Genomic DNA, 25,391 nt, shown 5'->3' on the forward strand with positions numbered 1-25,391 from the left:
TCCTAAAATTCAGCTAATGTTCTCATTTTTTGTTCTATTTTTTCTGGATTCATCATAAAGAAATCTTCCATTGGTGGTGAAAATGGCATAGCTGGAACATCAGGCCCTGCTAATCTAGCAATCGGAGCATCTAAATCAAATAAGCAATGCTCTGCTATAATAGCTGATACTTCACTCATAACACTACCTTCAAGGTTGTCTTCTGTAACAAGTAATACTTTACCTGTTTTCTTAGCACAGTTAATTATCGTTTCTTTATCTAATGGATATAAAGTTCGTAAATCTACTACTTCTACATCTATATCTTCAGTAGATAGGATTTCTGCAGCTTGTAATGCATAATTCACGCATAGTCCATAAGTAAACACTGTAATGTCTGAACCTTCACGTTTTACGTCTGCTTTGTCGATTGGTACCGTATAATATTCTTCAGGTACTTCTTCTTTCAATAAGCGATAAGCTTTTTTATGTTCAAAATATAATACAGGGTCATTCTCTTCAATAGACGCTAGTAATAAACCTTTTGCATCATAAGGTGTTGATGGAATAACAACACGTAGACCTGGTGTGGAACAAAAAATACTTTCAATACTTTGCGAATGATATAAAGCGCCATGTATTCCTCCACCAAAAGGACTGCGTATTGTCATCGGACAATCCCAATCATTATTTGAACGGTAACGAATTTTTGCTGCTTCATTAATAATTTGATTTGTAGCAGGCACGATATATTCTGCAAATTGAATTTCTGCAACTGGTCTTTTCCCTAACATTGCTGCACCTATAGAAGCACCTACAATATTTGATTCAGCTAATGGTGAGTCTAGAACACGAGTTGCACCATATTTATTAAACAGATTTTTTGTTGCTCCGAATACACCGCCTTTAAGACCAACATCTTCGCCGATAACAAAGACATTATTATCTTTTTCCATAGCTTGATCCATCGCTTGATTAATCGCGTCTAGATAAGATAATTTAGGCATTTGATTCGCCTCCTTGATCATATACATGTGTTAAAGCTTCTTCAGGTCGTGGATAAGGTGCTTTTTCTGCATTTTTTGTCGCCGTATTAATTTCTTGTTTAATTTCTTCTTCTATCTGATTAAACCACTCTTCATCTGCAACTTCATTTTCAATCAAATATTCTTTGAATTTGATATTACAATCATTTTCTTTTTCTTCTTTTAATTCTTCGGCTGGACGATAGTTATCATTATCATCTGAAGAATGTGGTGTTAAACGGCTACAAATTGCTTCAATTAAAGTTGGACCTTCTCCATTTATTGCACGTTCTCTCGCCTTTTTAACAGCTTTATATACTGCTATTGGGTCATTCCCATCTACCTGTTCACCAAAAGCGCCATACCCTTCAGCTCTTTTAGATAAATCATCTGTCGCAAACTGTAATTCAGTTGGAACTGATATAGCATATTTATTATTTTCTATTATGCAAATATAAGGTAGTTTGTGTACACCAGCAAAGTTCATCGCTTCATGGAAATCACCTTGACTCGTACTGCCTTCACCTAGAGTTGCGAGTGCTATGTTCTTTTTATTATCCATTTTTAAAGATAAGCTTGCTCCAGCTGCGTGTAATACTTGTGTAGTTACACATGAACCCTGAGTTAATATATTTAAGTCTTTCTTGCTGAAATGTGAAGGCATTTGCTTACCACCACTAGAAGTGTCTCCTTCTTTTGCAAAAGCAGCTAGCATCGATTCTTCTGCAGTTATGCCTCTAGCTGTAACTAAAGCTAAATCTCGATAATATGGTGCTAATACATCATCATCTTGTAATGCATAATAAGTACCGATTTGGGTTGCTTCTTGACCTTGGCAACTAATAACAAATGGAAGTTTACCCGCTCTATTCAAAAGCCACATTCTTTCGTCGATTTTTCTACCGAGCAACATCCATTTATATATTTCTTTTAAATCTTCATGTGTTAAACCAACAGTTTTGTAATCTAACATTTCGTCACTCCTTTTTTAGACGTGAATTGCACGGTTTTCTGATTTTAATCCTAATTCCATTAATACTTCTCCAATTGAAGGATGAGCATGTACTGCTGTTGCTAATTCTTCAGTAGAACCATTCATAAAAGTAAATAAAGACACTTCATTAATTAACTCAGTTACTTTAGCACCAACCATATGAATGCCTAACACACGGTCATTTTCCATGTCTTTTATTAATATGCATTCTCCTAATCCATTGTTTTCTATAACAGATTTACCTATGGCTTTAAAAGGTACTTTGAATTTCTTATAATTTATATTTTCATTTTTAGCATCTTGTTCTGTCATACCAATCGAAGCTACTTCAGGATTTGTATAAATACATCTAGGCACCGTTAAGTAATCTAACTGAATTGGATTTTGATCAAACATGTTTTCCACAGATATGGTTCCTTCTTTAGTTGCAACATGAGCTAATTGATAATTACCTATTACATCACCTACTGCATATATATGTTTGTCTTCTGTTTGATATACATTGTTTGTAACGATATAGCCTTTATCATCTGTTTTAATCTTTGTATTTTGAATTCCAATATCTTCAGTATTTGGCTTTCTGCCAACAGCTACTAGTACTTTATCAAACGTTACTTCATCATCTCGTAATTGTACTTTAATATTTTGGTCAGTAATTGATATATTTTCTTCGGTTAATGGTAAATCTTCATAGATTTTAATACCACTTTCTTGAAAATCCTTTTTGATTATTTTACTAATTTCTTGCTGTTCATTTGGAATAATCGAAGCCCCTGCTTCTACTACTGTCACATCTACCCCTAAATCGTTGAGTAAAGATGCAAACTCAAGACCTATAACGCCACCGCCTATAATTAAAATATTATTAGGTAAAGTTTCCATATTCATCATGTCATCACTAGAAATGATTGTTTTATGATTGAACTTTAAGAATGGTAATTCCACAGGTTTAGAACCTGTAGCTATTAAAACATTTTGGTTAACAAGTAATTCAGATTCACCATTTTCTAATTCTACTGACACAGTGCCAGCTTGTGGTGAGAAAAGTGATGGTCCAAGTAATCTTCCATTTCCTTGATATACATCAATTTTATATTTTTTCATTAAACTTTGTACACCTGTGTACATAGCTGTAACGGTTTCATCTTTTTTAGCGACGACATCTTGGATATCAAAATCCGCGGAAGCTTGTTTGATTCCATATTGATCTGCATGATTAATATATCTTAATATTTCAGCGGTTTTTAAGTAAGATTTAGTAGGTATACATCCTTTATGTAAACATGTACCACCTAATTTATATTTTTCGACAATTGCGACTTTTTTTCCAAGTTGAGCAGCACGAATAGCAGATACATAACCTGCCGTTCCACCGCCTAGAATAACTAAATCGTATTCTTTAGACATAGTATTACTCCTTATTCATATGACTTGGTACTAATTTTACCTTGTAAAAGGTCCAAAATGCCAACATTTAGGGCTTGCATTTCTTTTTCTCCTTTGTATATCGTAACATTTTGTAGCCAAGATACATATTTTTTTACTTTATTTACTAAATATTCAGAATAACTTAATCCACCAGTTATAATGATTTGATCAACTTCACCTTCTAATGGTACAGCGCAAGCACTGATTGATTTTGCTATTTGGTAAGCCATAGCATCTAATACTAATTTGGCTTCTTTGTTTCCTTCGTTTATCATTCTTACTACTTCTCTACAATCATTTGTCCCAAAATATGAAAGTAAACCAGATGATTTACTGAGTTGATTATTTGCTTCTTCAACAGTGAAGTTGTTTTCTTTCACCCATTTAATTAAAGCATCATTGGGTATTGAGCCGGCTCTTTCAGGACTAAATGGTCCTTCTCCAAGTAACCCGTCATTTACTTCAACGACACGGCCTTTCTTATGTGCCCCTACGCTAATACCACCACCTAAATGTGCAACGATAACATTTATATCATCGTATACTTTATTATTATCTTCAGCATATTGTTTTGCAACAGATTTTTGGTTTAATGCGTGGAAAATACTTTTTCTTTCTATTCCTTTAATACCTGTTATTCTTGCCTCTGGAATTAATTCATCTACAACAACAGGATCAACTATGTATGCTTTAATTTTGAACTTTTTAGATAATTCATAACCTATCAAACCACTTAAGTTAGATGCATGAAATCCATATTTAAACGTCTTTAAATCTTCTAACATCTTTTCATTTATAAGATAAGTACCACCTTGTATAGGCTTCAACACACCACCTCTACAAGCAATAGCGTCTATTGCTTGTAGAGAAACATTGTGTTGATTCATAGAATTCTTGATACTTTCAAGTCTATATGGAACTTGATCAATTAGTGGAAGATTTGTCACATTCATATCATGTCTTATAACATCTTCGTATAGCATTTCATAATCAGTAAATACTGCTACTTTAGATGAAGTGCTTCCTAAATTAAGTACAAGAATATTTTTCATTAACGTTTACCTCTAGATAAAATAGATTTTTCTGTACTTAAGTAAGTACTTCTTACATTCATCATTTGGTTAATACGTTCTTCAGCTAAAATTTCAGCAGCTCTAGCCGATGTAATTTTATCACGCTTGCTTATTTCAAATACTTTATCCATTTGATCATAAATTTTTTCAATATTAGCAATTGCACGCGCTTCGTTATAGCCATCTAATTCATCAGCAACATTGATAACACCACCGGAATTAGTAACAAAGTCTGGTGCATATACTATACCTTTATTTTCAAGTTGGTCAGCATGTTTATCAATATCTTCTAATTGGTTATTTGCACTACCGCAAACAACTTTAACTTTTAATCTGTTAATTGTGTCGTCATTTAATACTCCACCTAATGCACAAGGTGCAAATACGTCAGCTTCAACATCATAAATTTCATCGATACCTACACTTTTAGCGTTAAAATCATTTACAACTCTGTCTACAGCTTCTTGATTAATATCTGTAACGACTAAATGAGCACCTGCTTCATTTAAATAGCGACAAAGTTCGTAAGCAACATGACCTACACCTTGAACTGCTACAGTTTTACCTTCTAGATCATCTGAACCGAAAGCTTCTTTAACTGCACGTTTCATTGATACAAACACACCTAAAGAAGTTTTCGGACTTGGATTACCACTTGAATGGTGACTTTCTGATAAACCAACAACATAATTTGTTTCTTCAAAAATAGTATCCATATCCATTTCCGTAGTGCCCACATCTTCTGCAGTGATATATCTACCATTTAAGCTTTCTACATATCTACCTAATGCTCTAAATAATGCTTCTGATTTATCTTTTTTCGGATCTCCGATCACAACTGTTTTACCTCCACCAAGGTTTAAACCGGCAGCAGCATTTTTATATGTCATACCTCTTGATAAACGCAGTGCATCGTTTATCGCTTCTTCTTCATTTTCATATGGCCACATTCTACAACCACCTAATGCAGGTCCTAATGTTGTATCATGAATAGCAATGATTGCTTTCAAACCTGAACTTTTATCATGACAAAAAACGATTTGTTCATAGTCATATTTTTCAATTGTTTCGAATAACATAATAATCCCCTTTTCATTCTATATATAATAAACTTCATCTTTAATTTTACAGCAAATGTTTTATTTATCAAATAAATTCATGCAAATGATAGCGCTTACAAAAAAGTAAAAATTTTTAGAATATTCTAAATAACTTGGTATCTATAGATTGTAATAACTTTCCAGTTATTCTAAATTAAAGCATAATTAACATTTTATTATTTAAATATACTAAATTATACTAATGTTAATGCACAGCAAATTGAATGAAATTTATCTTTAGATGAATCTGAACGAGAAGTTAATATGACAGGAACTTTAGCACCTACTATTACTGAAGCAACATCAGCATTAGCTAAATACACTAGAGACTTATATAATATATTTCCACTTTCAATTTGTGGAACAATAGCAGCATCAATATTCCCAGAAACATTTGAAGATATTTTTTTTATAATAGAAGCTCGTTTGTTAATCGCAGCATCAAAAGCTAATGGGCCTTCAATTTCAACATCTGTATTTTCTTTTTTAATATAATCTACTATTTCCTTTGCATCAACTGAAGATTGCATTTTAGAATTAACTGTTTCGATAGCAGATAACACAGCAATTTTAGGTGTATTAATGCCTAATTTTTTTAAATTTGATATTACGTTTTCAGTAATTTCTATTTTTTGATTTACATCAGGTGCAATATTCATTGCAACATCTGAAATAGCTAACATTTTATGATATGTTGGGATTTTGAAGAAAGATAGGTGACTAATTCTCTGAGTCGTTTTTAAAGAATATTTATCTTTAAGTATTTCTTTTAAAATTTCTGACGACGATACTAATCCTTTCATTATTAGATTTGCAGTGCCTTCATTAACCGCCCTAACGCATTCTGAAATCGTATGTTCATAATCTCTTGTTTGAACAATTTTAATCTTTTCGAATTCCTCATGACTTAAATTAAAAGAACGTATTAATTCGTCTTGTGGTTCTTCATCAAATAAAATAAATTTAGCTCTTGTCTGTTTAATACATTTTATAATCGCTTTAATAATACCTTCATCATTTGATTTGCAAACTGCTATAGTAGCATCTATATTTTGACCTTTATTTATCATTTCATTAAATTGCATATAAACCCCTCCTAATATTAATCATAATCAAATTTCACCGATTATTCCATCTTTTCCTTGTTTACTTTCATTCATCATCTCATATATAATATAAGTTATTAATAAATAGGAGTTTTCAATTATGCAAAAATATATTGCATTAATCATTTTAGTTATTCCGGGAATTTTAGCAGGCTTAGGTATTAAATGGATGCGAGATGCTGTCTTTGGAGAGCTCGTCCCCCAATTACAATTTATATGGCTACAGTTTTTACTAGGTCTTATATTTTTTGTGTTTGGTGTTGTTTTCATCGGTGGATATATATTGCATAGAGAAAAGAAAAATAAACGCGCTCAAGAATACTTTTTAAACAAAGATAATCAAAGGAAACAATCAAAAAAAGCTGACAAATCTTAAATAGATTTATCAGCTTTTTTAATTTGATCGTCTTTATATAATTGATATAAATGAATAATAAATTCACCATTTGTAGGTCTTACATATGAATTTTCTTGTTTATACCAATATTTTTTTAAATCTTTATCCCACGCTAATTTAATTGCATGTCTAATTGAACGTTCTACATTATTCGATTGTACATTAAAATATTCTGATATACGTGGATACAATTCTTTTGTAAGTTGCATATTATGTGAGTGTTCTAGCATTATTTGTACGCCATATTTGATATATTTATAACCATTAAGATTATAAGAAAAACCTATTTTCTCTAATAATAAATCTATAGCATCTATTTCAGCTATAATAGGTTTATTATTATTAAGAACACGTTGAATTGTATTAAGTAATACATCAAATTCTACCGGTTTGATAAGAAAATAATCTACGCCTAAGGAAACAGATTCCTTTAATAGGTCATCACTGACAAATGCACTCATACAAATTACTTTATACTTTTTATTAGGTTTTATATATTTTTTTAGCAAAGTCATGCCATCAATATGAGGTAAAATTAAGTCTAATAAAAGAACGTCGAAAGTATCTGTATTAAGAATCTCCAGTGCTTCTTTACCATTGTAACCTATATTAACTATTTCAATATCATGTGTTTTCAAATAATGAGACACTTCGCTCACATAAGCTTTCGAATCCTCTATTATCGCTACCTTAATACTCATATTTAACACCCTATCAAATCATACTATTTTAATTTTTATTTTGAATTATCATTTCTTTAGCATGTTGTTTTGTTAATTCTGTCACTTCAACACCCGAAATCATTCTAGCTATTTCATCTATTTTATCGTCTCCGACTAATTGTTTGATAGATGTAATCGTCCGATCGTTTACAGTTTCTTTAGTAATGTATAAATGATTATCACTAATCGCAGCGACTTGTGGTAAATGGGAAATACATATCACTTGTATTGATTGAGATATTTGATACATTTTTTCTGCCATTTTTTGAGCTACACGACCAGAAACACCAGTATCTACTTCATCAAATAAGATTGCTGTCTGACCTTTATTAGATACAAATATGCTTTTTAATGCTAACATTATTCTTGATAATTCACCACCTGAAGCGATTTTATTTAAACTTTTCAGTGGTTCACCTTTATTCGGACTGATTAGAAATTCAATTTCTTCTAAACCATTTTTACCTGGTGATGTTTCAGTAAATGCTATTTCAATATTAGCATCTTGCATATGCAAGTTTTGAACTTCATCAATAAGTCTATCTCTTAACTTCAATGCGATTTTTCGTCTTTTTGTAGATAATAACTTTCCTTTTTCAAGAACTTCTTCATGTAAGCTTTGAATTTCTTCTCTTAGTTGAGTAGTACTTTGTTCGTAATTTTCAATTTTGAAAATTTCATCATCAATTTTGTCACGATACTTAATAAGCTCAGGAATACTTTTACCATATTTCCGATTTAAATCATTTAAAACATTTAATCGAGATTCGTATTCATTTAATAATGATTCATCAAACTCATTATTTGTTAAATCATTATATAATTCATGTTTATAATCTTCTAACGTATAATACATTTGATCTAATTCTTCACTAAAAGCAGTATATTTATCTGGTATTATATCATTAATATTTTGAATTTCTTGATTAAGTTCATAAATTTTATCTGGTATATTTTCTTCACTACTTAAAAATAAATGAGCTTTATTTAAACTTTCGCTAATTTTCTCATGATTTTGTAGCTTTTTAATTTCTTGGTTTAAAAAGTCTAATTCATCTTCTTTTAAATTAGCATCATGTAATTCATCACGTTGAAATTTTATCAAGTCTAATCTTTGTAGTAAAGCCTGGTCTTGAGATTCTAACTTCTCTAACTCTTGCTTTTTAATTCTATAAGATTCATAAACATTAATATAATTATCAATTTCTTTTTGGTATTTACCATCAGCATAATTATCTAAAAGTGTTAAATGATATTTGGGCTTTAATAGAACTTGTGTTTCGTGCTGTCCATGTATATCCAACAATTCTTGCATAACTGTTTTTAATTCAGCTAAAGTTACATTTTGGTTATTTAATTTACAAAGACTCTTACCTGATGCGAATATTTCTCGTTTCACAAATAGAAAATCTTCATCAACGTCAATGTCTAAATTTTGAAGGATTTTATTGACGTTTGGAACATTATCAATGTCAAACACACCTTCAATTGTTGATTTTTGTTCACCATGTCTTACAAAACTTTGTGACGCCCTCGCACCTACTAACTGACCTATAGCATCTATAATAATAGACTTACCTGCACCCGTTTCACCACTTAGTACAGTTAAACCATTTGAAAAATTTATTTCTAAAGATTCAATTATTGCGAATTGTTTGATTGTAAGTGCTTGTAACATAGTTTATTAAATCTCCTTTAAAGCATATTGAAAATTCTATCTGTAATAATTTCTCCAGATTCTTTGTCTTTACAGATAATTAAGCACGTGTCATCACCACAGATTGTGCCTAAAACTTCTTTCCAGTCAATTTGATCTATAATAGCACCGATTGATTGAGCGTTCCCGGGTAATGTTTTTAGTACAAGTAAATTATCTGCACCATCGATTTTCACAAATGAATCCATTAAATATCTACCTAGTTTATCAATTGGGTGATATTTTCTATCTCTAGGTAAACTATATATATATTGACCTGATGGAGCTGGAACTTTGATTAATTGCAACTCTTTAATGTCACGAGAAATAGTGGCTTGAGTGATGTTTAAATCGAGCTCGTTTAACCTTCTAACTAATTCTTCTTGTGTTTCTATTTGTTCGTTTGAAATAATTTCTCTTATTTTAATTTGTCGCATTGTTTTATTTGCCATTTATAACACCTCAACTAATGAATATTTATACAATTATAATAGCATAAAATTTGTAAAATGAGTAATGTAAGCGCTATTAAATATTTAAAAGACGCTTTATTATTACTAAAGCGTCCTTTTTATCATAATTATTCATCTGTTTATAATTATTTTTTTATTATTGATTTAGCAACTGATTTTATATTTGCTTTGGAGATACCTATATCTTCTAATAATAAATTAACATCTCCATGTTCTATATATTCATCATTTATACCGATTCTTCGCAGTTTATTTTCATAATCGTTTTCTATAATGAATGTTGCAATTTGTGTACCTAAACCACCAGTTAACATAGATTCCTCTATCGTAATAAACGGTATACCTTTTTCGCCTAGTTCATGTAACAACTCTACATCCACCGGCTTAATAAATCTAGCATTTACTACGGTAGCATTTATTCCTTCTTTCAATAATTCATCGGCTACTTCAGTAATTAATTCTAAAGTTGGACCGTAACTTATTAATGTTACATCATTGCCTTCTCGTTCCTTTGTCCAACTTCCTATGGATAATACTTTTATTTCTTCTCTATCTTCTACTGCTGGTGCATTACCTCTAGGATATCTAATCGCCATTGGACCATGTTCGGTTTCAAATGCAGTTTTAAGCATGTCCTTTGCTTCATTACCGTCTTTAGGCATCATAATCGTGAAATTAGGAAATTGATTTAAAAATCCTATGTCAAAGACGCCTTGGTGTGTTTCTCCATCTGCACCAACTAAACCAGAACGATCAACACCAAATAAAACGCCAAGGTTTTGTCTATCAACATCATGTAGTAGCTGATCATAAGCTCTTTGCATGAAAGTTGAATATATAGCTACATATGGTTTCATACCTTGAGTCGCTAATCCAGCAGACATTGTTACAGCGTGCTGTTCTGCAATACCTACATCAAAAAATTGTTCAGGTAGTTCTTGCTGAAACTTCGTTAATTTTGAACCAACTGGCATTGCTGGTGTAATAGCTACTACACGTTTATCTTGTTTCGCATAATTAAGTACTTCATTGCTCATTAAAGCACTCCAGGCAGGGCCTTCTGCTTTTCCTTTAATCACTTCACCAGTTTCAAGTTTATATGGTCCTAAACCATGCCAAGTGCCTACTGTATCAATTTCTGCGGGTTTATAACCTTTACCCTTTTTAGTGACAACATGAATCAATACAGGTTTATTTATTTGTTTAGAAGCATTTATAGCTTCGTCTAATTCTTTAAAATTATGACCATCTACTGGACCAATATATTTGATACCTAACTCTTCAAAAAATATACCATCAACGACTAAATATTTTAAACTGTCTTTAATTTTATCAGCTGAGTCCCTCAATTTATCTCCACCTGGTAATCTTGTGATAAAGCTTTCAGCATCAAATTTAAAACGATTATAATTATGATTTGTTCTAATTCGTCCAAACATATTATGCATCGCACCTACATTGGGAGCAATACTCATTTCATTATCATTTAATATAATTGTTAAATCAGTTTTGTCGTGACCGATATGATTTAATGCTTCTAAAGCCATACCGCCTGTCAAAGCACCGTCTCCAATAACTGGAACGATGTGATTTGTGTTTCCAAGAATATCGCGTGCTTTTGCCATCCCCATGGCAGCTGATAATGAAGTGGAACTATGTCCTGCTTCCCAAACATCATGTTCAGATTCTTTCATTTTAGGAAAGCCACATAATCCTTTATATTGCCTTAAAGAATCAAACTCGTGTCCTCTTCCAGTCAAAATTTTATGGATATAAGCTTGATGACCAACATCCCAAATAATTTTATCAGTTGGGCTGTTAAAGTGTTTATGTAAACTCAGTGTTAATTCAACAACACCTAAATTCGCCCCGATGTGTCCCCCAGTTATAGAACATGTTTCAATTAAAAATTTTCTGATTTCTGCGCTTAATTCCTCAAGTTCAGGGTTTGATAATCCTTTTATAAAGGAAGGATTTTTTATTTTTGAAACATCCATTATTTTACCACCTTTAGCCCTATTACCTATAAGTTTGAGATTATTACTTTTCCCTATTTGCAAATAATTTAGTTAACGATTTAAGTTCTTCAGTATTATAATCTTTATCTAATTGCTCGAGTAAATATAACGCTTGTTTAACATGTTGCTCGAGAGCGATTTTTGTATTAGTTGTCCCAAGTATACTTATATATGTACTCTTATTGTTTGTTTCATCACTTCCAACAGCTTTTCCAATTTTATCAAAGTCACCTTCGATATCTAATAAATCATCTTTTATTTGGAAAATTAAACCTAATTCTTGGCTAAATGAATCTAATAATAAAAATGTTTTACTATTTACTTTAGCAATTGTACAAGCTGCAACAACAGAAAAACGTATAAGCGCTCCAGTTTTATATCTGTGAATTTTACGTAGAGTATCTAATGAAATATCTTTATTTTCACTATCCATATCGAGAATTTGGCCACCTACCATACCTTGATGCCCAGCTGCTTCAGATAATAATCTTATTAATTTAACTTTTTCTTCAGATGCTAACTCTTTATCTTTAGAAATAAGTTCGAATGCTTTTGTTAATAAAGCGTCTCCTGCTAAGATAGCTGTCGCCTCGCCAAATAACTTATGGTTTGTCTTTTTACCACGTCTATAATCGTCGTCATCCATTGCAGGTAAATCATCATGGATTAATGAATACGTATGTATCATTTCTAGAGCTTTGGCAGTTTCCATACCTTTATTTATGTCAGTCTTCAACATAGATAACGTCATTAATAATAAAACAGGTCTAATTCGTTTACCACCAGCAGAAAGAGAATAGCGCATACTTTCTTCTAATTGAGTCTCAACTATAGGGATAAGTTTGGTGTTATTGAGTGATTCATTAAATTTTTCAACATAATTATTCATTATTTGATTCATTAGAATCACCTTCTTTTTTTACTAGCTTGTTAACTTTTTCTTCAGCTTCTTTAAGTTTTGTTTCACATTTACTGCTCAATTCAATGCCACGCTGATAAAGTTCTATAGATTCTTCTAATGAAATATTCTCTTCATCTAATTTACCTACAACTTTTTCAAGTTCTGTCATCATTTCTTCAAATGTCTGTTCTTTAGTCACAATCATCACCTAATTTCTTTAACATTAGCTTTTATTTTACCATCTTTTAAGTTAACCGTAATTTCATCTTCTACACTTAAATCATCTTTACTTGTGATTATTTTATCATCTTTCTCAATAATAGAATAACCTCGTAACATTGTTTGTGTAGGACTTAAAGTATCTAATTGTACAAGCTTATTAGCTAATAGTTGCTTTTTATCAGTCAAAATACGATTAATCAGCTGATTCTGTTCATATTTCAAACGATCAAAATCTTGTCTGTATTGAAAAATTCTATTGGAAATTGGTCCAATTCTTAATTTATTCTGTAATATATCCATTCGATGTTTATATCGAAGTATTGTTTGCTCGAGATTTCTATTTAATTGCTTTTGATAATCATCTAGTAATTGAGTTTCCTGATCATATAATAATGATGGTGTTTTCAATTTATAGTAAGACGATAACTGATTCAGCCTTTGTTTTTCTCTTTGAATATCTTGTGTGATATGTTTCGTCAAATATTGACGTGCATTCTGAATAAGTTGATACAACGCATTTATATCTGGCGTTGCAATAACAGCGGCTTGTGTAGGCGTAGCAGCTCTAACATCACTCACAAAATCACTTAATGTCGTATCAGTTTCATGTCCTACTGCAGAAATAATAGGAGTAGAACAATTATATATAGCTTCAACTACTTCTTTCTCGTTAAAACTCCATAAGTCTTCAATTGATCCACCACCACGGCCAACGATAATAACATCAACACCCATAGAGTCCGCCTCTTTAATATTGTTAATAATATTATCCTTAGCTCCTTTACCTTGAACTAAAGTACTTATGAGTACTTGTTCAGCAAGCGGGTAACGCTTGTCTAGGGTAGAACAAATATCTCTTATTGCTGCACCTGTTGAAGCAGTTAAAACTGCTATCTTTTTAGGATATTTTGGAATACTTAATTTATGATCGGCATTAAAATAACCTTTCTCAGCAAGCTCTTTTTTAAGTGCTTCAAATTTCTCATAAAGCAAACCAATACCGTCTAATTGCATAGTTTGAACATAAATTTGATATGAACCTCTTGATTCATAAACGCCTATACGTCCCTCAATTAAAACTTGATCGCCTTCTTTTGGCTCAAATGATAATTGGTTAGCATTGGATTTAAACATCATTGCGCTTATTACACCTTTATCGTCTTTTAAAGCAAAATAAAGGTGCCCGCTTGAATGTCTTTTGAAATTTGATATTTCTCCTTTAATAAATACATTTTGGAGATGCGGGTCTTGGTCAAATTTATATTTTATATATTTTGTTATAGCTGTAACTGTTAAATACTTATCCATTTAATTATCACTCTTTATTATTTTGATAGGCTGCTTAGTACACCATTAATAAATTTATAATGATCATCATCACTATAAGTTTTTGATATTTCTACCGCCTCGTTGAATACGACCTTTTCAGGTGTATCTGTATATTCTAATTCATATGTGGCCATTCTTAAAATAATTCTATCTGTTTTCAGTAATCGTTCAAGCGTCCAATTTTTCAAATGTGGTTTGAAAATATCATCTAATTCGTTAGATTTTTCAATAACTTGATTGACATAGTTTTTTACATATAAATATTGTTCACCTTTAAAATCTTCAACTAAATAAGAAATAGCTTCTTCTACAGTTAATTCAGTTTTGTTGTTTTCTAATTGATACAAAGCTTTGAACACGATTTCTCTTAATTCTTGTCTTTTCATATTCTTCTCCTTCAAAGAATAAGAGGATGCACGCATCCTCTTAATTAATCATTGTTTATTATTGAAAGTGTATATTGACGATATGAACATTAACTTCTTTAGGCGTTAATGCAGTCATTGTATTTAATGCTTGTTTAATTTCTGATTGGACTTTTCTCGCTGTTTCAGAAATTTTTGTTCCGTAGTCAAATGTACAGTAAACATTAATATAAATACCATCTTCTTTTATATCGACTTTAATACCTTTACCAAAATTCTTTTTCCCGAATTTTTCTAAGGAATTCTTATTAAAAACGGATTGCATGTGAGAGACACCTTTGATATCTGTAGTTGCTATACTTGCTATTACCTCAATTACTTCTGGCGCGATCTCTATTTTACCTAAAGAAGGCTTTTCATTTTCAATTGTTTTAGCCACTTGAATCCCTCCTTAATTATCTTCATTATTTATAATATCATGAATCTCGAGGAAATTGGTATTAAAATCACCTGATTTGAAAACATGATTTTCTAATAATCTTAGATGGAAAGGGATAGTTGTATCTATACCAGTTACTAAAAATTCTGTTAAAGCTCTTTTACCAATTTGTATTGCTTCAGTACGGTCTGAACCATATACAATTAGCTTAGCAACCATGGAATCATAATAAGGCGGTATAGTGTAACCTGCATAACAAGCTGAATCTATACGTACACCAAATCCACCAGGTGTTAAGTATTGATTGATTTTACCAGGTGAAGGCATAAAGTTTTTAAATGGACTTTCTGCATTGATTCTAAACTCAATAGCGTGACCTGATAAATCTACATCTTCTTGCGTCAATGGTAATGCTTCACCACTTGCAACTTTTAATTGTAATTTAACTAAATCCATACCCGTTACCATTTCAGTAACAGGATGTTCTACTTGGATACGTGTATTCATTTCCATGAAATAAAATGTATCTTCATCTAAATCATAAATGAATTCAATCGTACCTGCATTTTCATATTCAACGGCTTTAGCAGCTCTGACAGCTGCCTCTCCCATTTCTTTTCTCATTTCCTCTGATAATACAGGTGAAGGTGATTCTTCTACTAATTTTTGCATACGACGTTGAATCGTACAATCACGTTCTCCTAAATGAATCACGTTTCCAAATGAATCGCCTAATACTTGAATTTCAATATGTCTAAAGTTTTCTATGAATTTTTCTAAATAAACGCCTTTGTTACCAAACGCTGTTTCAGCTTCTTGTTGAGTCATTCTAAATCCAGTAACAAGCTCTTCTTCATCGCGTGCTATTCTAATACCCTTACCGCCGCCGCCAGCTGTTGCTTTAATAATTACTGGATAACCAATTTTTTTCGCGCATTTTTTTGCGATTTTAACCGTGTCTACTAACCCGTCACTACCTGGTACAACAGGTACATTAGCTTTTATCATTTCCTCTTTAGCAACATCTTTAATCCCCATTTTTTGAATGGATTTGTAACTAGGGCCGATAAATTTAATTTGGCAAGCTTCACACATTTCTGCAAAGTCGCCATTTTCAGCTAAAAAGCCGTATCCAGGATGTATGCCATCACAACCTGTAGATTTAGCAATTGATAGAATGTTAGGTATGTGTAGATATGAATCTTTAGATTGTGTTGGACCAACACAATATGCTTCATCAGCAATTTGAGTATGTAATGCTTCTTTATCTGCTTCAGAATAAATGGCTACTGTTTGTATATCAAGTTCTCTACAAGCTCTGATAATTCTTACGGCTATTTCCCCTCTATTTGCTATTAATACTTTTTTCATATTATTTCACCTTGAACAACGGTTGGCCATACTCTACCATTTGTCCGTCTTCAACTAATATTTCAGTTATTTCACCTGATACTTCAGCTTGTATTTCATTAAATAGTTTCATAGCTTCTAATATACATACAGTAGTATCGGACTCAACTCTAGATCCAACTTGTACATATGGGCCTTCATCTGGTGATGGAGATTTGTAGAAAGTACCTACCATTGGTGCATTAATAGTGATGCTATTATCTACTTCAGTTTCAGGGGCAGGTTGTGCGTCAGCTTGATTTGTAACCGGTGCAGGCTCTACTACACGTGTAGGTTCTTGATTATAGATAACTTCTTGTTTAATTTCTTTTTTTAAAGTCAGTTTAAATTCTTTATCATTAATGTCAATTTCAGTTAAAGAAGAATTGTCTAGTACGTCAACAAGCTCTTTAATTTGTTTCAAGTTCATGTAAAAAAACTCCTTTTAAATTCAAATTCATGATACTTCATACATTTTACTTTAGTGGTCATACCAATTCAAGCGATTTTAATATTTAATTAAAATTTGGGAGTGTCATACAAATTTTGAATTTTAAAAAGCCCTATATAAATACATTTACAAAACAGTAGCACACTATCCATATAATAATTTAGGCTGAGACACTTATTTATGTCTCAGCCTAAATTGTTTAAATATTATCCTCTTGATACGTAACTTCCATCACTTGTATTAATAACAAGTTGGTCACCTTCGTTAACGAATAAAGGAACATTTAAAGTATATCCTGTTTCTACAGTAGCTTGTTTAGTAGCACCAGTTGCTGTATCACCTTTAATACCTGGTTCAGTTTCAGTGACTGTTAAAGTAACTGTGTTAGGCATTTCAATACCGATTGTTTCACCTTCGTACGTTTGAATATGAACTTCCATATTTTCTTTAATAAATTTAAGTTCATTTTCTAAAGTGTCCCCAGGTAATTCTAATTGATCATATGTTTCGTTATCCATAAATACATGGCTGTCACCATTAGCATATAGATATTGCATACGGCGGTTATCGATTTGTGCTCTTTCTACTTTTTCACCAGCTCTAAATGTCTTTTCTTGAATGGCACCAGTTCTTAAGTTTCTTAACTTAGAACGAACAAATGCTGCACCTTTACCAGGTTTAACGTGTTGGAAGTCCATAACTTTCCAAATACCATTATCTACTTTAACTGTTAAGCCTGTTTTAAAATCGTTTACTGAAATCATTCATTTTCCTCCTAATTATCCTTCTTATAAAATAATAAGGTCTTTTGTGGATTTAGTAAAGCGCTGTAAGCCATTTTTTGTTACTAATACGTCATCTTCTATTCTTACACCACCAAGTCCTTCTACATATATACCTGGTTCTAATGTAACACACATATTTTCTTCAAGAACTATATCTGATTTTTGTGATAATGCAGGACCTTCATGTACTTCTAATCCTATACCGTGGCCGAGAGAATGTCCAAATTGCTCGCCGTAACCATAACTAGAGATAATGTCGCGTGCGATAGAGTCTGCTTCTTTACCAGTCATACCTGGTTTAATTTGCTCTAATGCTGCTAATTGTGATTCTAATACAATATTATATATTTTTTTCATTTCTTCTTTAGGTTCACCAATAGCAAATGTTCTCGTAATATCACTAACGTAACCTTCATATAACGCACCAAAATCTAAAGTAATCATGTCACCTTCTTCAATTACTTTATTACTTGCAACACCATGAGGTAAAGCACCACGATGTCCAGATGCTACTATTGTATCGAATGAAGAGCATGTTGCACCTTTACTACGCATGAACATTTCCATTTCATTATTTACTTCGTTCTCAGTCATACCTGGTTTAACCCATTTAAGAATATGTTCATATGTTTCATCGACGATATCAGCTGCTTTTTGGATTTGTTTAATTTCAAAATCATCTTTAATCATACGAATTGTTTCAATTACACCTTCAATAGAAGATAATTGTACTTCGTCTGTATTTAAAGCTTGATATTCATTATACGTAATTAAATCTGCTTCAACACCTACATTTTTATAATTACCGTGTTGAATTAATTCATTAATTTTATTAATCATAGGACCATTTTGATTAATAATTTCAAAATCTTCAGCTTGCGAATTCGCTTGTTGTATATATCTGAAATCAGTAATTAATTGTTTCGTATCCTGGGTGATTAATAAACTCCCGCTTGTACCAGTAAATCCAGAAAGGTATCTTCTATTGTATGGCGAAAGAACAACAATAGCATCTAACCCTTTTTTTTCCATTACTTTTCTTAAGTTTGTAAATTTCATATTTATCCCCTTTCTATTTGTACAATAAATCTATATACATTAAAATAATATCATACATAGTTTAAATTTTTCAGAGTAAAACATTGGGAGTTAAAAAATATGAAAAAAATAATAACAATATTAATGACGAGTACAATCATATTATCAGCATGTGGTAATGATAAAATAGATCAATTAGAACAAAAGAAATCAAAATTAAAAAAAGAAAATAGAAAAGCTAAACAAGAAATTACGAATCTAGAAGATAAAAATCAAACATATAAACAAAAGGAAAAAACATTAGAAAATTCTATTAAAAACAAAGAAAGCCAAGTAACATCACAATTTTCTATTACATATTTACGTTCTTCTACTCAATTTATAAATGAAACAAGATCGAACATATCTGAATATAATAAAATAAATGATGATATTAAGAAAAAACTTGGAGACGAAAATATTAAAAATAAAATAGAAAATATATATACGAATCAAAAGACAATTTCAAATGAGTATAAAAATGAGATGAAAGGCAAAACCATTCCAAAAGATTTTAAAAATTTACATGAAAATTTGGAAAGTCTATCTAAAAATATAGAAAATGTTTTCAAAGATTTAAAAGACGCTTACGAGAAAAAAGATAAAAAGAAAATAGAAGAATCTATTAATAAATTAAATGGTTTGAAGGATGAAATAGGTCAAATTAAGTGAGGTATTATCTGAAATATGATATATTAAATAGACTAATAAACTAAGGTGAGATTTTATGAAAAAGTTTTTGTTTTATTTAATTATAATAATTGCATTGTTTGGATTAATTATGAATCTTGATTTCTTTATTATGGGATTCATTAGAATGGTTATTTCATTAATCATATTTGGTATTATCATTTATTTAATTTATTATTTCTTCTTCTTAACACCCGATCAAAGAAAATACAAAAAAGCAGTTCGTAAAAACAAAAGAAAAAATAGATAAATATGAAATCGGGAGATAAATTCCCTTCTCAATATTAAAATCCCAATCCGTTGATTTTTTTACTTCGGATTGGGATTTTTTATTTTATTTTCTATACGTCCATTCTTCTGATCGATATTTATCTTCTAAGTGTTTTATTTCTTCTTTTTGAGATTCTGTGAATTCTAATGGTTTAAATTCTATATTTAGTCCTTTTTTAAAACCTTCATAGAATGCTGTTTCCATTTCTTCTAATGTAATGTGACGATCTGAAATATCATTTATAGCGATTGCTTTATCCATAAATGCAGCTTTCATTTTTTCTTTTAATCTATCATTTCTATATGTAAACATATCGAACAATTCATCTACATTAATATCTTGAAGAATCGAACCATGTTGTAAGATAACACCTTTTTGTCTAGTTTGGGCGCTGCCAGCTATCTTTCTACCTTCAACTACAAGTTCATACCAACTCGGTGCATCAAAACAAACTGAGCTTCTTGGACTTTTTAACTTTTCTCTTGCTTCTTTAGATTTCGGAACCGAAAAGTAAGCTTCAAAACCTAATGCTTTAAAACCTTCGAGCAACCCTTCAGATATAACTCTATATGCTTCAGTTACAGTCTGAGGCATGTTTGGATGCGACTCTGGTACGATAACACTATAAGTTAATTCTTTGTCATGTAAGACACCTCTGCCTCCTGTTGCGCGTCTTACTAAACCAAACCCTTTTTCTTTAACCTTTTCAATATCTATTTCTTTAGTGAGTTTTTGAAAATAACCGATTGATAAAGTTGCTGGATTCCAAGTATAAAACCTTATTACAGGATCAATTTCCTCCCTGCTTACAAAATTCATAAGCGCTTCATCAACAGCCATATTATAAAACGGATTGCTAGATTTTGTATTTACAAAATGCCAAGTTTCTTTCACAATAAAAACTCCTATTCGATAAATTCTATATACTTTATTATTTTAGCAAATATATTTTGATAAATCTCACAATAAATCTTATAATAGTAGTTATAGAGTTAAATTGGGAGGAATTAGACCATGAATTATTGGTACATCGCGCTCATCGTCCTAGTTTTGATTATCATTTATATGGCAATAAACTACACATTAAATAAGCGCGCAGTCACAGAATTAGATCAAAATGAGTTTCACAAAGGATTAAGAAAGGCGCAAGTCATAGACTTAAGGGAAAAAGCCGATTTTGACTATGGTCATATCGTTGGTGCTAGAAACATACCAATGAGTGTTTTCCGCACAAGATATCAAGGGTTACGTAAAGATCAACCTATATACTTTTGTGATGCCAATGGCGTAGCAAGTTATAGAGCCGCAAAAATGATGAAGAAAAAAGGTTACACAGATCTTTACATGTTAAAAGGCGGATATAAAAAATGGACAGGAAAAGTTAAATCTAAATAGATTAAAAACGTCCAGATTAAAAGCTTTAATATTTAAAAAATAGCAGTGAAAAATTCCGTTGTTATGGGATTCTTCACTGCTATTTTTATTTTATTATTATACCTTTTCTTCTTTTAAAAGTTCGAATTTTAATACTGGTTTTCTAGCTGCTTGAGTTTCATCTAGTCTACCAATAACAGTTGTATGAGGTGCATCTAATACCAATTCAGGATCTTCTTCAACTTCTTTTGAAATTTGAATTAATGTATCACAGAATGCATCTAGTGTTTCTTTTGATTCTGTTTCTGTTGGTTCAATCATCATACATTCCTCAACATTTATCGGGAAGTAAATTGTAGGTGGATGGAAATTGAAATCAAGCAAACGTTTTGCCATATCTAAAGTTCTTACACCTAGCTTTTTCTGTCTTGAACCACTAATTACAAATTCGTGTTTACAATGTTGCGTATATGGTGTATCAAAATGATCTTGTAATCTTCTCAACATGTAATTAGCATTTAATACTGCTGCTTCAGATACTGCTTTTAGACCATCAGGCCCCATAGTTCTAATATAAGTATAAGCACGTAAATATATACCAAAGTTGCCGAAGAATGGTTTTACTCGACCAATAGAATTTGGCATATCATGTTCAAATTTATATACATCATTCTCTTTAATAACAGTTGGTTTTGGTAAATATGGAATTAAATCAGATTTGACTCCAACCGGACCTGAACCAGGACCGCCACCTCCATGAGGACCAGTAAACGTTTTGTGTAAGTTTAAATGAACAGCATCGAATCCCATATCTCCCGGACGTACTTTACTCATAATTGCGTTTAAATTTGCGCCATCATAATAAAGTTTACCGCCTGCTTTATGAACAATTTCTCTTATTTCAAGTATATCTTCTTCGAATAAACCTAAAGTATTCGGGTTCGTTAACATAATAGCTGCAGTATCATCACCTACAACCTTTTTCAAATCTTCTATATCGACTAATCCTTTATCATTAGATTTTACAGTGACAGTATCAAAACCTGCGACTTTTGCAGAAGCTGGGTTCGTGCCATGAGCAGAATCTGGTACGATAACCTTCGTTCTATTATAGTCACCGTTTGCTTCATGATAAGCTTTAATCATTAATAATGCAGTCCATTCACCATGTGCACCTGCTGCTGGTTGTAATGTTACTTCATCCATACCTGTAATTTCTTTTAAGTGTTCTTGTAAATCATAAATGATTTCTAAAGAACCTTGAACAGTTGCTTCATCTTGAAGTGGATGAGCATTTGCAAACCCAGACATTCTTGCTACTTTTTCATTAACTTTAGGATTATATTTCATCGTACATGAACCAAGTGGATAAAAACCTGTATCAACCCCATGGTTTTTATTAGATAGCTCAGTATAATGTCTCATTAAATCCAATTCACTAACTTCAGGTAACTCGGCTTTTTGTTTTCTAGTGAATTTATCCCCTAAAATTTCTTTTATGTTTTGATTGTCTACTTCTTTTTCAGGTAATGAATATGCAAATCTGTCTTCTCTTGATCTTTCAAAAATTAATTCACTTGATGGTTTACGCATTATATTCACCTACTTTTTCAATAAATGTATCTATTTCATCTTTCGTTCTTAGTTCAGTTACAGCAATTAACATATGATTTTTTAAATTGTCATCTACAAATCCTAAATCAAAACCACCAATAAAGCCATCTTGCAATAGATTTTCATTAATTTCTGCAATAGGCTGGCTAAATTTAACAACAAATTCATTAAATGAAATGCCTTCTAAAACTTCAAAACCATTTTCTTTTAATTTATTTTTCATATAATACGTGTTTTCCATGTTCATTTCAGCCATTTCATAGACGCCATTTTTGCCTAATGCACTCATACATACTGAAGCTGCTAATGCGTTCAATGCTTGGTTTGAACATATATTAGAAGTTGCTTTATCTCTTCTAATATGTTGCTCGCGAGCTTGTAATGTTAATACAAAACCTCTATTCCCGTCATCATCTTGAGTTTGTCCAACTAATCTACCTGGTAATTTACGCATTAATTTTTTAGTTGAAGCAAAGTAACCACAATGAGGTCCTCCATATTGAGCTGGAATACCAAATACTTGTGCATCACCGACTACAATATCTGCACCAAAATCTCCAGGAGGCGTAATTAAACCTAAAGCTAATGGGTTACTAGAAACAATAAATAAAGCTTTTTTGTCTTCAATTAATGTTTGGATTTTTTCTAAATCTTCTAAAGAACCAAAGAAGTTTGGATACTGAACACAAACTGCTGCTGTATCATCATCTATTGCAGCTTCTAATTTCTCTAAATCCGTAACAGTACCATCTAAATCTATTTCTACAACATCAATATCTTGAGCTTTCGTATATGTTTTAAGTACTTCGATAGATTGATAATGTACAGATTTAGAAACAATAACTTTTTTCTTTTTTGTATGACCAGCTGCTAATACAGCCGCTTCTGCAAATGCTGTCCCGCCATCATACATTGATGAGTTTGCAACATCCATACCTGTAAGTTCGCAGATTAATGTTTGGAACTCAAAAATCGCTTGTAACTCGCCTTGAGAAATTTCTGGTTGGTATGGTGTATATGCAGTGTAAAATTCCGATCTAGAAATTACATGGTCAACAACCGTAGGAATATAATGATCGTATACGCCTGCTCCTAAAAATGAAGCATGTGTTTCACTCGTAATATTTTTATTTGCTAGTTGAGACAGTTCCCTTAATAAAGCTGTTTCTGATTTCTTTTCTTTAATATTTAAAGGTTGATTAAACCTAACTGACTCAGGGATGTCAGTAAATAATTCATCTACTGATTTAATACCAATTACATCTAACATTTCTGATTTATCCTTCTCTGTTAAAGGAATATAACGATGACCCATTTTTTTCACTCCTATGATTTAAATGATGATTTTTTAACAATTTTAGCTTTAACTTGTCTTTTTCTTACTTGAATAAGTAGTTCTTTATCCAATTCAAACTCTTCTTTTTTAATTAAGCCCATAGCAATTGATTTACCTGTAGAAGGTGATTGAGTACCTGATGTTACATAACCTATTTCATTACCATCAGTATCTAAAATTTCATAATCAGTTCTTGGTATACCTTTATCAATCATTTCAATTCCAATTGATTTTCTGTCAGCACCATTTTCTTTTTGCTCTTTTAAAACTTCTTTTCCGATAAAGTCATCTTCAATCAATGGCTTTACAGCAAAACCTATCCCGGCTTCATATGGTGTAATATCTTCAGATAAATCTTGTCCATGTAATGGTAGACCCGCTTCTAACCTTAAAGTGTCACGTGCACCAAGACCACATGGTGTTACACCTTCTTTTATAAAACCATCCCAAATTAATTTCGTATCTTCAGAATGACAATATACTTCAAAACCATCTTCACCTGTATAGCCTGATTGAGAAAGTATAACTTCTTTATCAAATATCGTTACATTTTGTTTGAATTCAAACATTTTCATTTCACTAATATCAACGTCTACTAGTTTTTGAACAATTGATCTAGCTTTAGGTCCTTGAATCGCTAATTGACCATAATCTGATGATTTATTTTCTACTTTTGCGTTAAATCCTTTTATTTCTTTCAACCATTCGTAATCTTTATCAGTATTACCAGCGTTAACAACTAATAAATATACAGAATCCTTCAGTTTATAAATCACTAAGTCATCAATAATACCGCCTTCTTCAGTACAAAGGGCTGTATATTGAGCTTTAGAATCGTTAAGTTTTGTAATATCATTTGTAAGTGCATATTGTACAAAATTAGACGCTTCTTCCCCAGTTACTAAAATTTCTCCCATGTGACTAACATCAAAAATACCGACTTCATTTCTTACTGCATTATGTTCTTCCTTAATACTTGTAAATTGGACTGGTAAAGCCCAACCTGAAAAATCAATCACTTTTGCACCTTGATCAAGATACGTTTGATATAACGGTGTCTTTTTTAATTCATTAGCCATTATTTTTCTTCCCTTCTTGTTATGTATAATAAAAAAACAGGGTAGCTTAAGCTACCCT

Annotated in this window: 27 protein-coding genes; 4 read left to right on the forward strand and 23 right to left on the reverse strand. The window is 31.5% G+C overall.

Annotation, left to right across the window (positions count from 1 at the left end; translation table 11 throughout):
* Positions 1-2 precede the first annotated feature (2 nt).
* The 6 genes from ACO6VN_RS06890 to ACO6VN_RS06915 all read right to left on the reverse strand — a co-directional run bounded on the left by ACO6VN_RS06890 (position 3) and on the right by ACO6VN_RS06915 (position 6,684).
* Positions 3-986 carry an alpha-ketoacid dehydrogenase subunit beta gene (locus ACO6VN_RS06890; protein WP_422404418.1) on the reverse strand — a complete coding sequence of 328 codons (984 nt, stop codon included), beginning with the start codon at positions 984-986 and terminating at the stop codon, positions 3-5.
* Positions 979-1,977: a thiamine pyrophosphate-dependent dehydrogenase E1 component subunit alpha gene (locus ACO6VN_RS06895; protein ID WP_017000269.1), complete on the reverse strand. Its 999-nt coding sequence runs from the start codon at positions 1,975-1,977 to the stop codon at positions 979-981. The genes ACO6VN_RS06890 and ACO6VN_RS06895 overlap by 8 nt, the downstream gene beginning before the upstream one ends.
* Positions 1,978-1,992: 15 nt before the next feature.
* Entirely contained in the window at positions 1,993-3,405 is a 1,413-nt protein-coding gene (gene lpdA / locus ACO6VN_RS06900) for a dihydrolipoyl dehydrogenase (RefSeq protein ID WP_194201211.1), read from the reverse strand.
* 11 nt (positions 3,406-3,416) lie between these two features.
* The gene (gene buk / locus ACO6VN_RS06905; RefSeq protein WP_064211252.1) at positions 3,417-4,478 is read right to left on the reverse strand and encodes a butyrate kinase; all 1,062 of its coding nucleotides are present in this window, start codon (positions 4,476-4,478) and stop codon (positions 3,417-3,419) included.
* Positions 4,478-5,578, reverse strand: coding sequence for a Glu/Leu/Phe/Val dehydrogenase (locus tag ACO6VN_RS06910; RefSeq protein WP_194201213.1), 1,101 nt, complete (start codon positions 5,576-5,578; stop codon positions 4,478-4,480). Before ACO6VN_RS06910 ends, buk begins: the two co-directional genes overlap by 1 nt.
* 215 nt (positions 5,579-5,793) lie before the next feature.
* Positions 5,794-6,684, reverse strand: coding sequence for a phosphate acyltransferase (locus ACO6VN_RS06915; RefSeq protein ID WP_194201214.1), 891 nt, complete (start codon positions 6,682-6,684; stop codon positions 5,794-5,796).
* Positions 6,685-6,805: 121 nt separating this feature from the next.
* On the opposite strand from ACO6VN_RS06915, the gene ACO6VN_RS06920 reads away from it, so the two are divergent.
* The gene (locus tag ACO6VN_RS06920) at positions 6,806-7,081 is read left to right on the forward strand and encodes a DUF2627 domain-containing protein (RefSeq protein WP_017000264.1); all 276 of its coding nucleotides are present in this window, start codon (positions 6,806-6,808) and stop codon (positions 7,079-7,081) included.
* Here the strand turns inward: ACO6VN_RS06920 and ACO6VN_RS06925 are convergent.
* The 13 genes from ACO6VN_RS06925 to ACO6VN_RS06985 all read right to left on the reverse strand — a co-directional run bounded on the left by ACO6VN_RS06925 (position 7,078) and on the right by ACO6VN_RS06985 (position 18,951).
* Positions 7,078-7,803: a sporulation initiation factor Spo0A C-terminal domain-containing protein gene (locus ACO6VN_RS06925; RefSeq protein ID WP_422404419.1), complete on the reverse strand. Its 726-nt coding sequence runs from the start codon at positions 7,801-7,803 to the stop codon at positions 7,078-7,080. The genes ACO6VN_RS06920 and ACO6VN_RS06925 overlap by 4 nt on opposite strands.
* A gap of 28 nt (positions 7,804-7,831) precedes the next feature.
* Positions 7,832-9,502, reverse strand: a complete 1,671-nt coding sequence (gene recN, locus ACO6VN_RS06930) for a DNA repair protein RecN (protein WP_017000262.1) — start codon at positions 9,500-9,502, stop codon at positions 7,832-7,834.
* 17 nt (positions 9,503-9,519) lie between these two features.
* The gene (gene ahrC / locus ACO6VN_RS06935) at positions 9,520-9,972 is read right to left on the reverse strand and encodes a transcriptional regulator AhrC/ArgR (RefSeq protein WP_017000261.1); all 453 of its coding nucleotides are present in this window, start codon (positions 9,970-9,972) and stop codon (positions 9,520-9,522) included.
* 146 nt (positions 9,973-10,118) lie between these two features.
* Positions 10,119-11,990, reverse strand: coding sequence for a 1-deoxy-D-xylulose-5-phosphate synthase (gene dxs / locus ACO6VN_RS06940; RefSeq protein ID WP_422404420.1), 1,872 nt, complete (start codon positions 11,988-11,990; stop codon positions 10,119-10,121).
* A 43-nt stretch (positions 11,991-12,033) separates the two neighbouring features.
* Positions 12,034-12,912, reverse strand: coding sequence for a polyprenyl synthetase family protein (locus ACO6VN_RS06945; protein WP_422404421.1), 879 nt, complete (start codon positions 12,910-12,912; stop codon positions 12,034-12,036).
* Positions 12,893-13,114: an exodeoxyribonuclease VII small subunit gene (locus ACO6VN_RS06950; protein ID WP_422404567.1), complete on the reverse strand. Its 222-nt coding sequence runs from the start codon at positions 13,112-13,114 to the stop codon at positions 12,893-12,895. Before ACO6VN_RS06950 ends, ACO6VN_RS06945 begins: the two co-directional genes overlap by 20 nt.
* A gap of 2 nt (positions 13,115-13,116) precedes the next feature.
* A complete protein-coding gene (gene xseA / locus ACO6VN_RS06955) occupies positions 13,117-14,442 on the reverse strand; it encodes an exodeoxyribonuclease VII large subunit (RefSeq protein WP_194201217.1) in 1,326 nt (441 codons plus the stop codon).
* Between the two features lie 17 nt (positions 14,443-14,459).
* On the reverse strand, positions 14,460-14,849 hold the full coding sequence (gene nusB / locus ACO6VN_RS06960; protein WP_194201218.1) for a transcription antitermination factor NusB: 390 nt from the start codon (positions 14,847-14,849) through the stop codon (positions 14,460-14,462).
* 58 nt (positions 14,850-14,907) lie between these two features.
* The gene (locus tag ACO6VN_RS06965) at positions 14,908-15,267 is read right to left on the reverse strand and encodes an Asp23/Gls24 family envelope stress response protein (protein ID WP_017000255.1); all 360 of its coding nucleotides are present in this window, start codon (positions 15,265-15,267) and stop codon (positions 14,908-14,910) included.
* A 12-nt stretch (positions 15,268-15,279) separates the two neighbouring features.
* Positions 15,280-16,638 carry an acetyl-CoA carboxylase biotin carboxylase subunit gene (accC, locus tag ACO6VN_RS06970; RefSeq protein ID WP_017000254.1) on the reverse strand — a complete coding sequence of 453 codons (1,359 nt, stop codon included), beginning with the start codon at positions 16,636-16,638 and terminating at the stop codon, positions 15,280-15,282.
* A gap of 1 nt (position 16,639) precedes the next feature.
* Positions 16,640-17,086 carry an acetyl-CoA carboxylase biotin carboxyl carrier protein gene (gene accB / locus ACO6VN_RS06975; protein ID WP_194201219.1) on the reverse strand — a complete coding sequence of 149 codons (447 nt, stop codon included), beginning with the start codon at positions 17,084-17,086 and terminating at the stop codon, positions 16,640-16,642.
* Between the two features lie 227 nt (positions 17,087-17,313).
* Positions 17,314-17,871: an elongation factor P gene (gene efp, locus ACO6VN_RS06980; RefSeq protein ID WP_194201220.1), complete on the reverse strand. Its 558-nt coding sequence runs from the start codon at positions 17,869-17,871 to the stop codon at positions 17,314-17,316.
* Between the two features lie 24 nt (positions 17,872-17,895).
* A complete protein-coding gene (locus tag ACO6VN_RS06985) occupies positions 17,896-18,951 on the reverse strand; it encodes a M24 family metallopeptidase (RefSeq protein ID WP_422404422.1) in 1,056 nt (351 codons plus the stop codon).
* A gap of 99 nt (positions 18,952-19,050) precedes the next feature.
* Here ACO6VN_RS06985 and ACO6VN_RS06990 point away from each other — a divergent pair, with 99 nt between their 5' ends.
* Complete coding sequence (locus ACO6VN_RS06990) at positions 19,051-19,641, forward strand: hypothetical protein (RefSeq protein ID WP_017000250.1); 591 nt, start codon at positions 19,051-19,053, stop codon at positions 19,639-19,641.
* 55 nt (positions 19,642-19,696) lie between these two features.
* Positions 19,697-19,909: an SA1362 family protein gene (locus ACO6VN_RS06995; RefSeq protein WP_017000249.1), complete on the forward strand. Its 213-nt coding sequence runs from the start codon at positions 19,697-19,699 to the stop codon at positions 19,907-19,909.
* Between the two features lie 84 nt (positions 19,910-19,993).
* Here the strand turns inward: ACO6VN_RS06995 and ACO6VN_RS07000 are convergent, their stop codons facing one another.
* Positions 19,994-20,824 carry a lipoate--protein ligase family protein gene (locus ACO6VN_RS07000; protein ID WP_064205409.1) on the reverse strand — a complete coding sequence of 277 codons (831 nt, stop codon included), beginning with the start codon at positions 20,822-20,824 and terminating at the stop codon, positions 19,994-19,996.
* Between the two features lie 120 nt (positions 20,825-20,944).
* On the opposite strand from ACO6VN_RS07000, the gene ACO6VN_RS07005 reads away from it, so the two are divergent.
* Positions 20,945-21,325, forward strand: a complete 381-nt coding sequence (locus ACO6VN_RS07005; RefSeq protein ID WP_064205408.1) for a rhodanese-like domain-containing protein — start codon at positions 20,945-20,947, stop codon at positions 21,323-21,325.
* Between the two features lie 96 nt (positions 21,326-21,421).
* Here ACO6VN_RS07005 and gcvPB read toward each other — a convergent pair whose 3' ends face one another.
* From gcvPB to gcvT, 3 genes are read right to left on the reverse strand one after another with little or no spacing between them, the layout of a single operon-like run.
* Complete coding sequence (gene gcvPB, locus ACO6VN_RS07010; protein ID WP_017000246.1) at positions 21,422-22,897, reverse strand: aminomethyl-transferring glycine dehydrogenase subunit GcvPB; 1,476 nt, start codon at positions 22,895-22,897, stop codon at positions 21,422-21,424.
* Entirely contained in the window at positions 22,890-24,233 is a 1,344-nt protein-coding gene (gene gcvPA, locus ACO6VN_RS07015; protein WP_422404423.1) for an aminomethyl-transferring glycine dehydrogenase subunit GcvPA, read from the reverse strand. The genes gcvPB and gcvPA overlap by 8 nt, the downstream gene beginning before the upstream one ends.
* A gap of 11 nt (positions 24,234-24,244) precedes the next feature.
* Positions 24,245-25,333, reverse strand: coding sequence for a glycine cleavage system aminomethyltransferase GcvT (gcvT, locus tag ACO6VN_RS07020; RefSeq protein WP_194201222.1), 1,089 nt, complete (start codon positions 25,331-25,333; stop codon positions 24,245-24,247).
* Between the last annotated feature and the right edge of the window lie 58 nt (positions 25,334-25,391).

It is taken from the genome of Mammaliicoccus sp. JADD-157 (assembly GCF_049310805.1).
GTDB classification, from domain to species: Bacteria; Bacillota; Bacilli; order Staphylococcales; family Staphylococcaceae; genus Mammaliicoccus; species Mammaliicoccus lentus.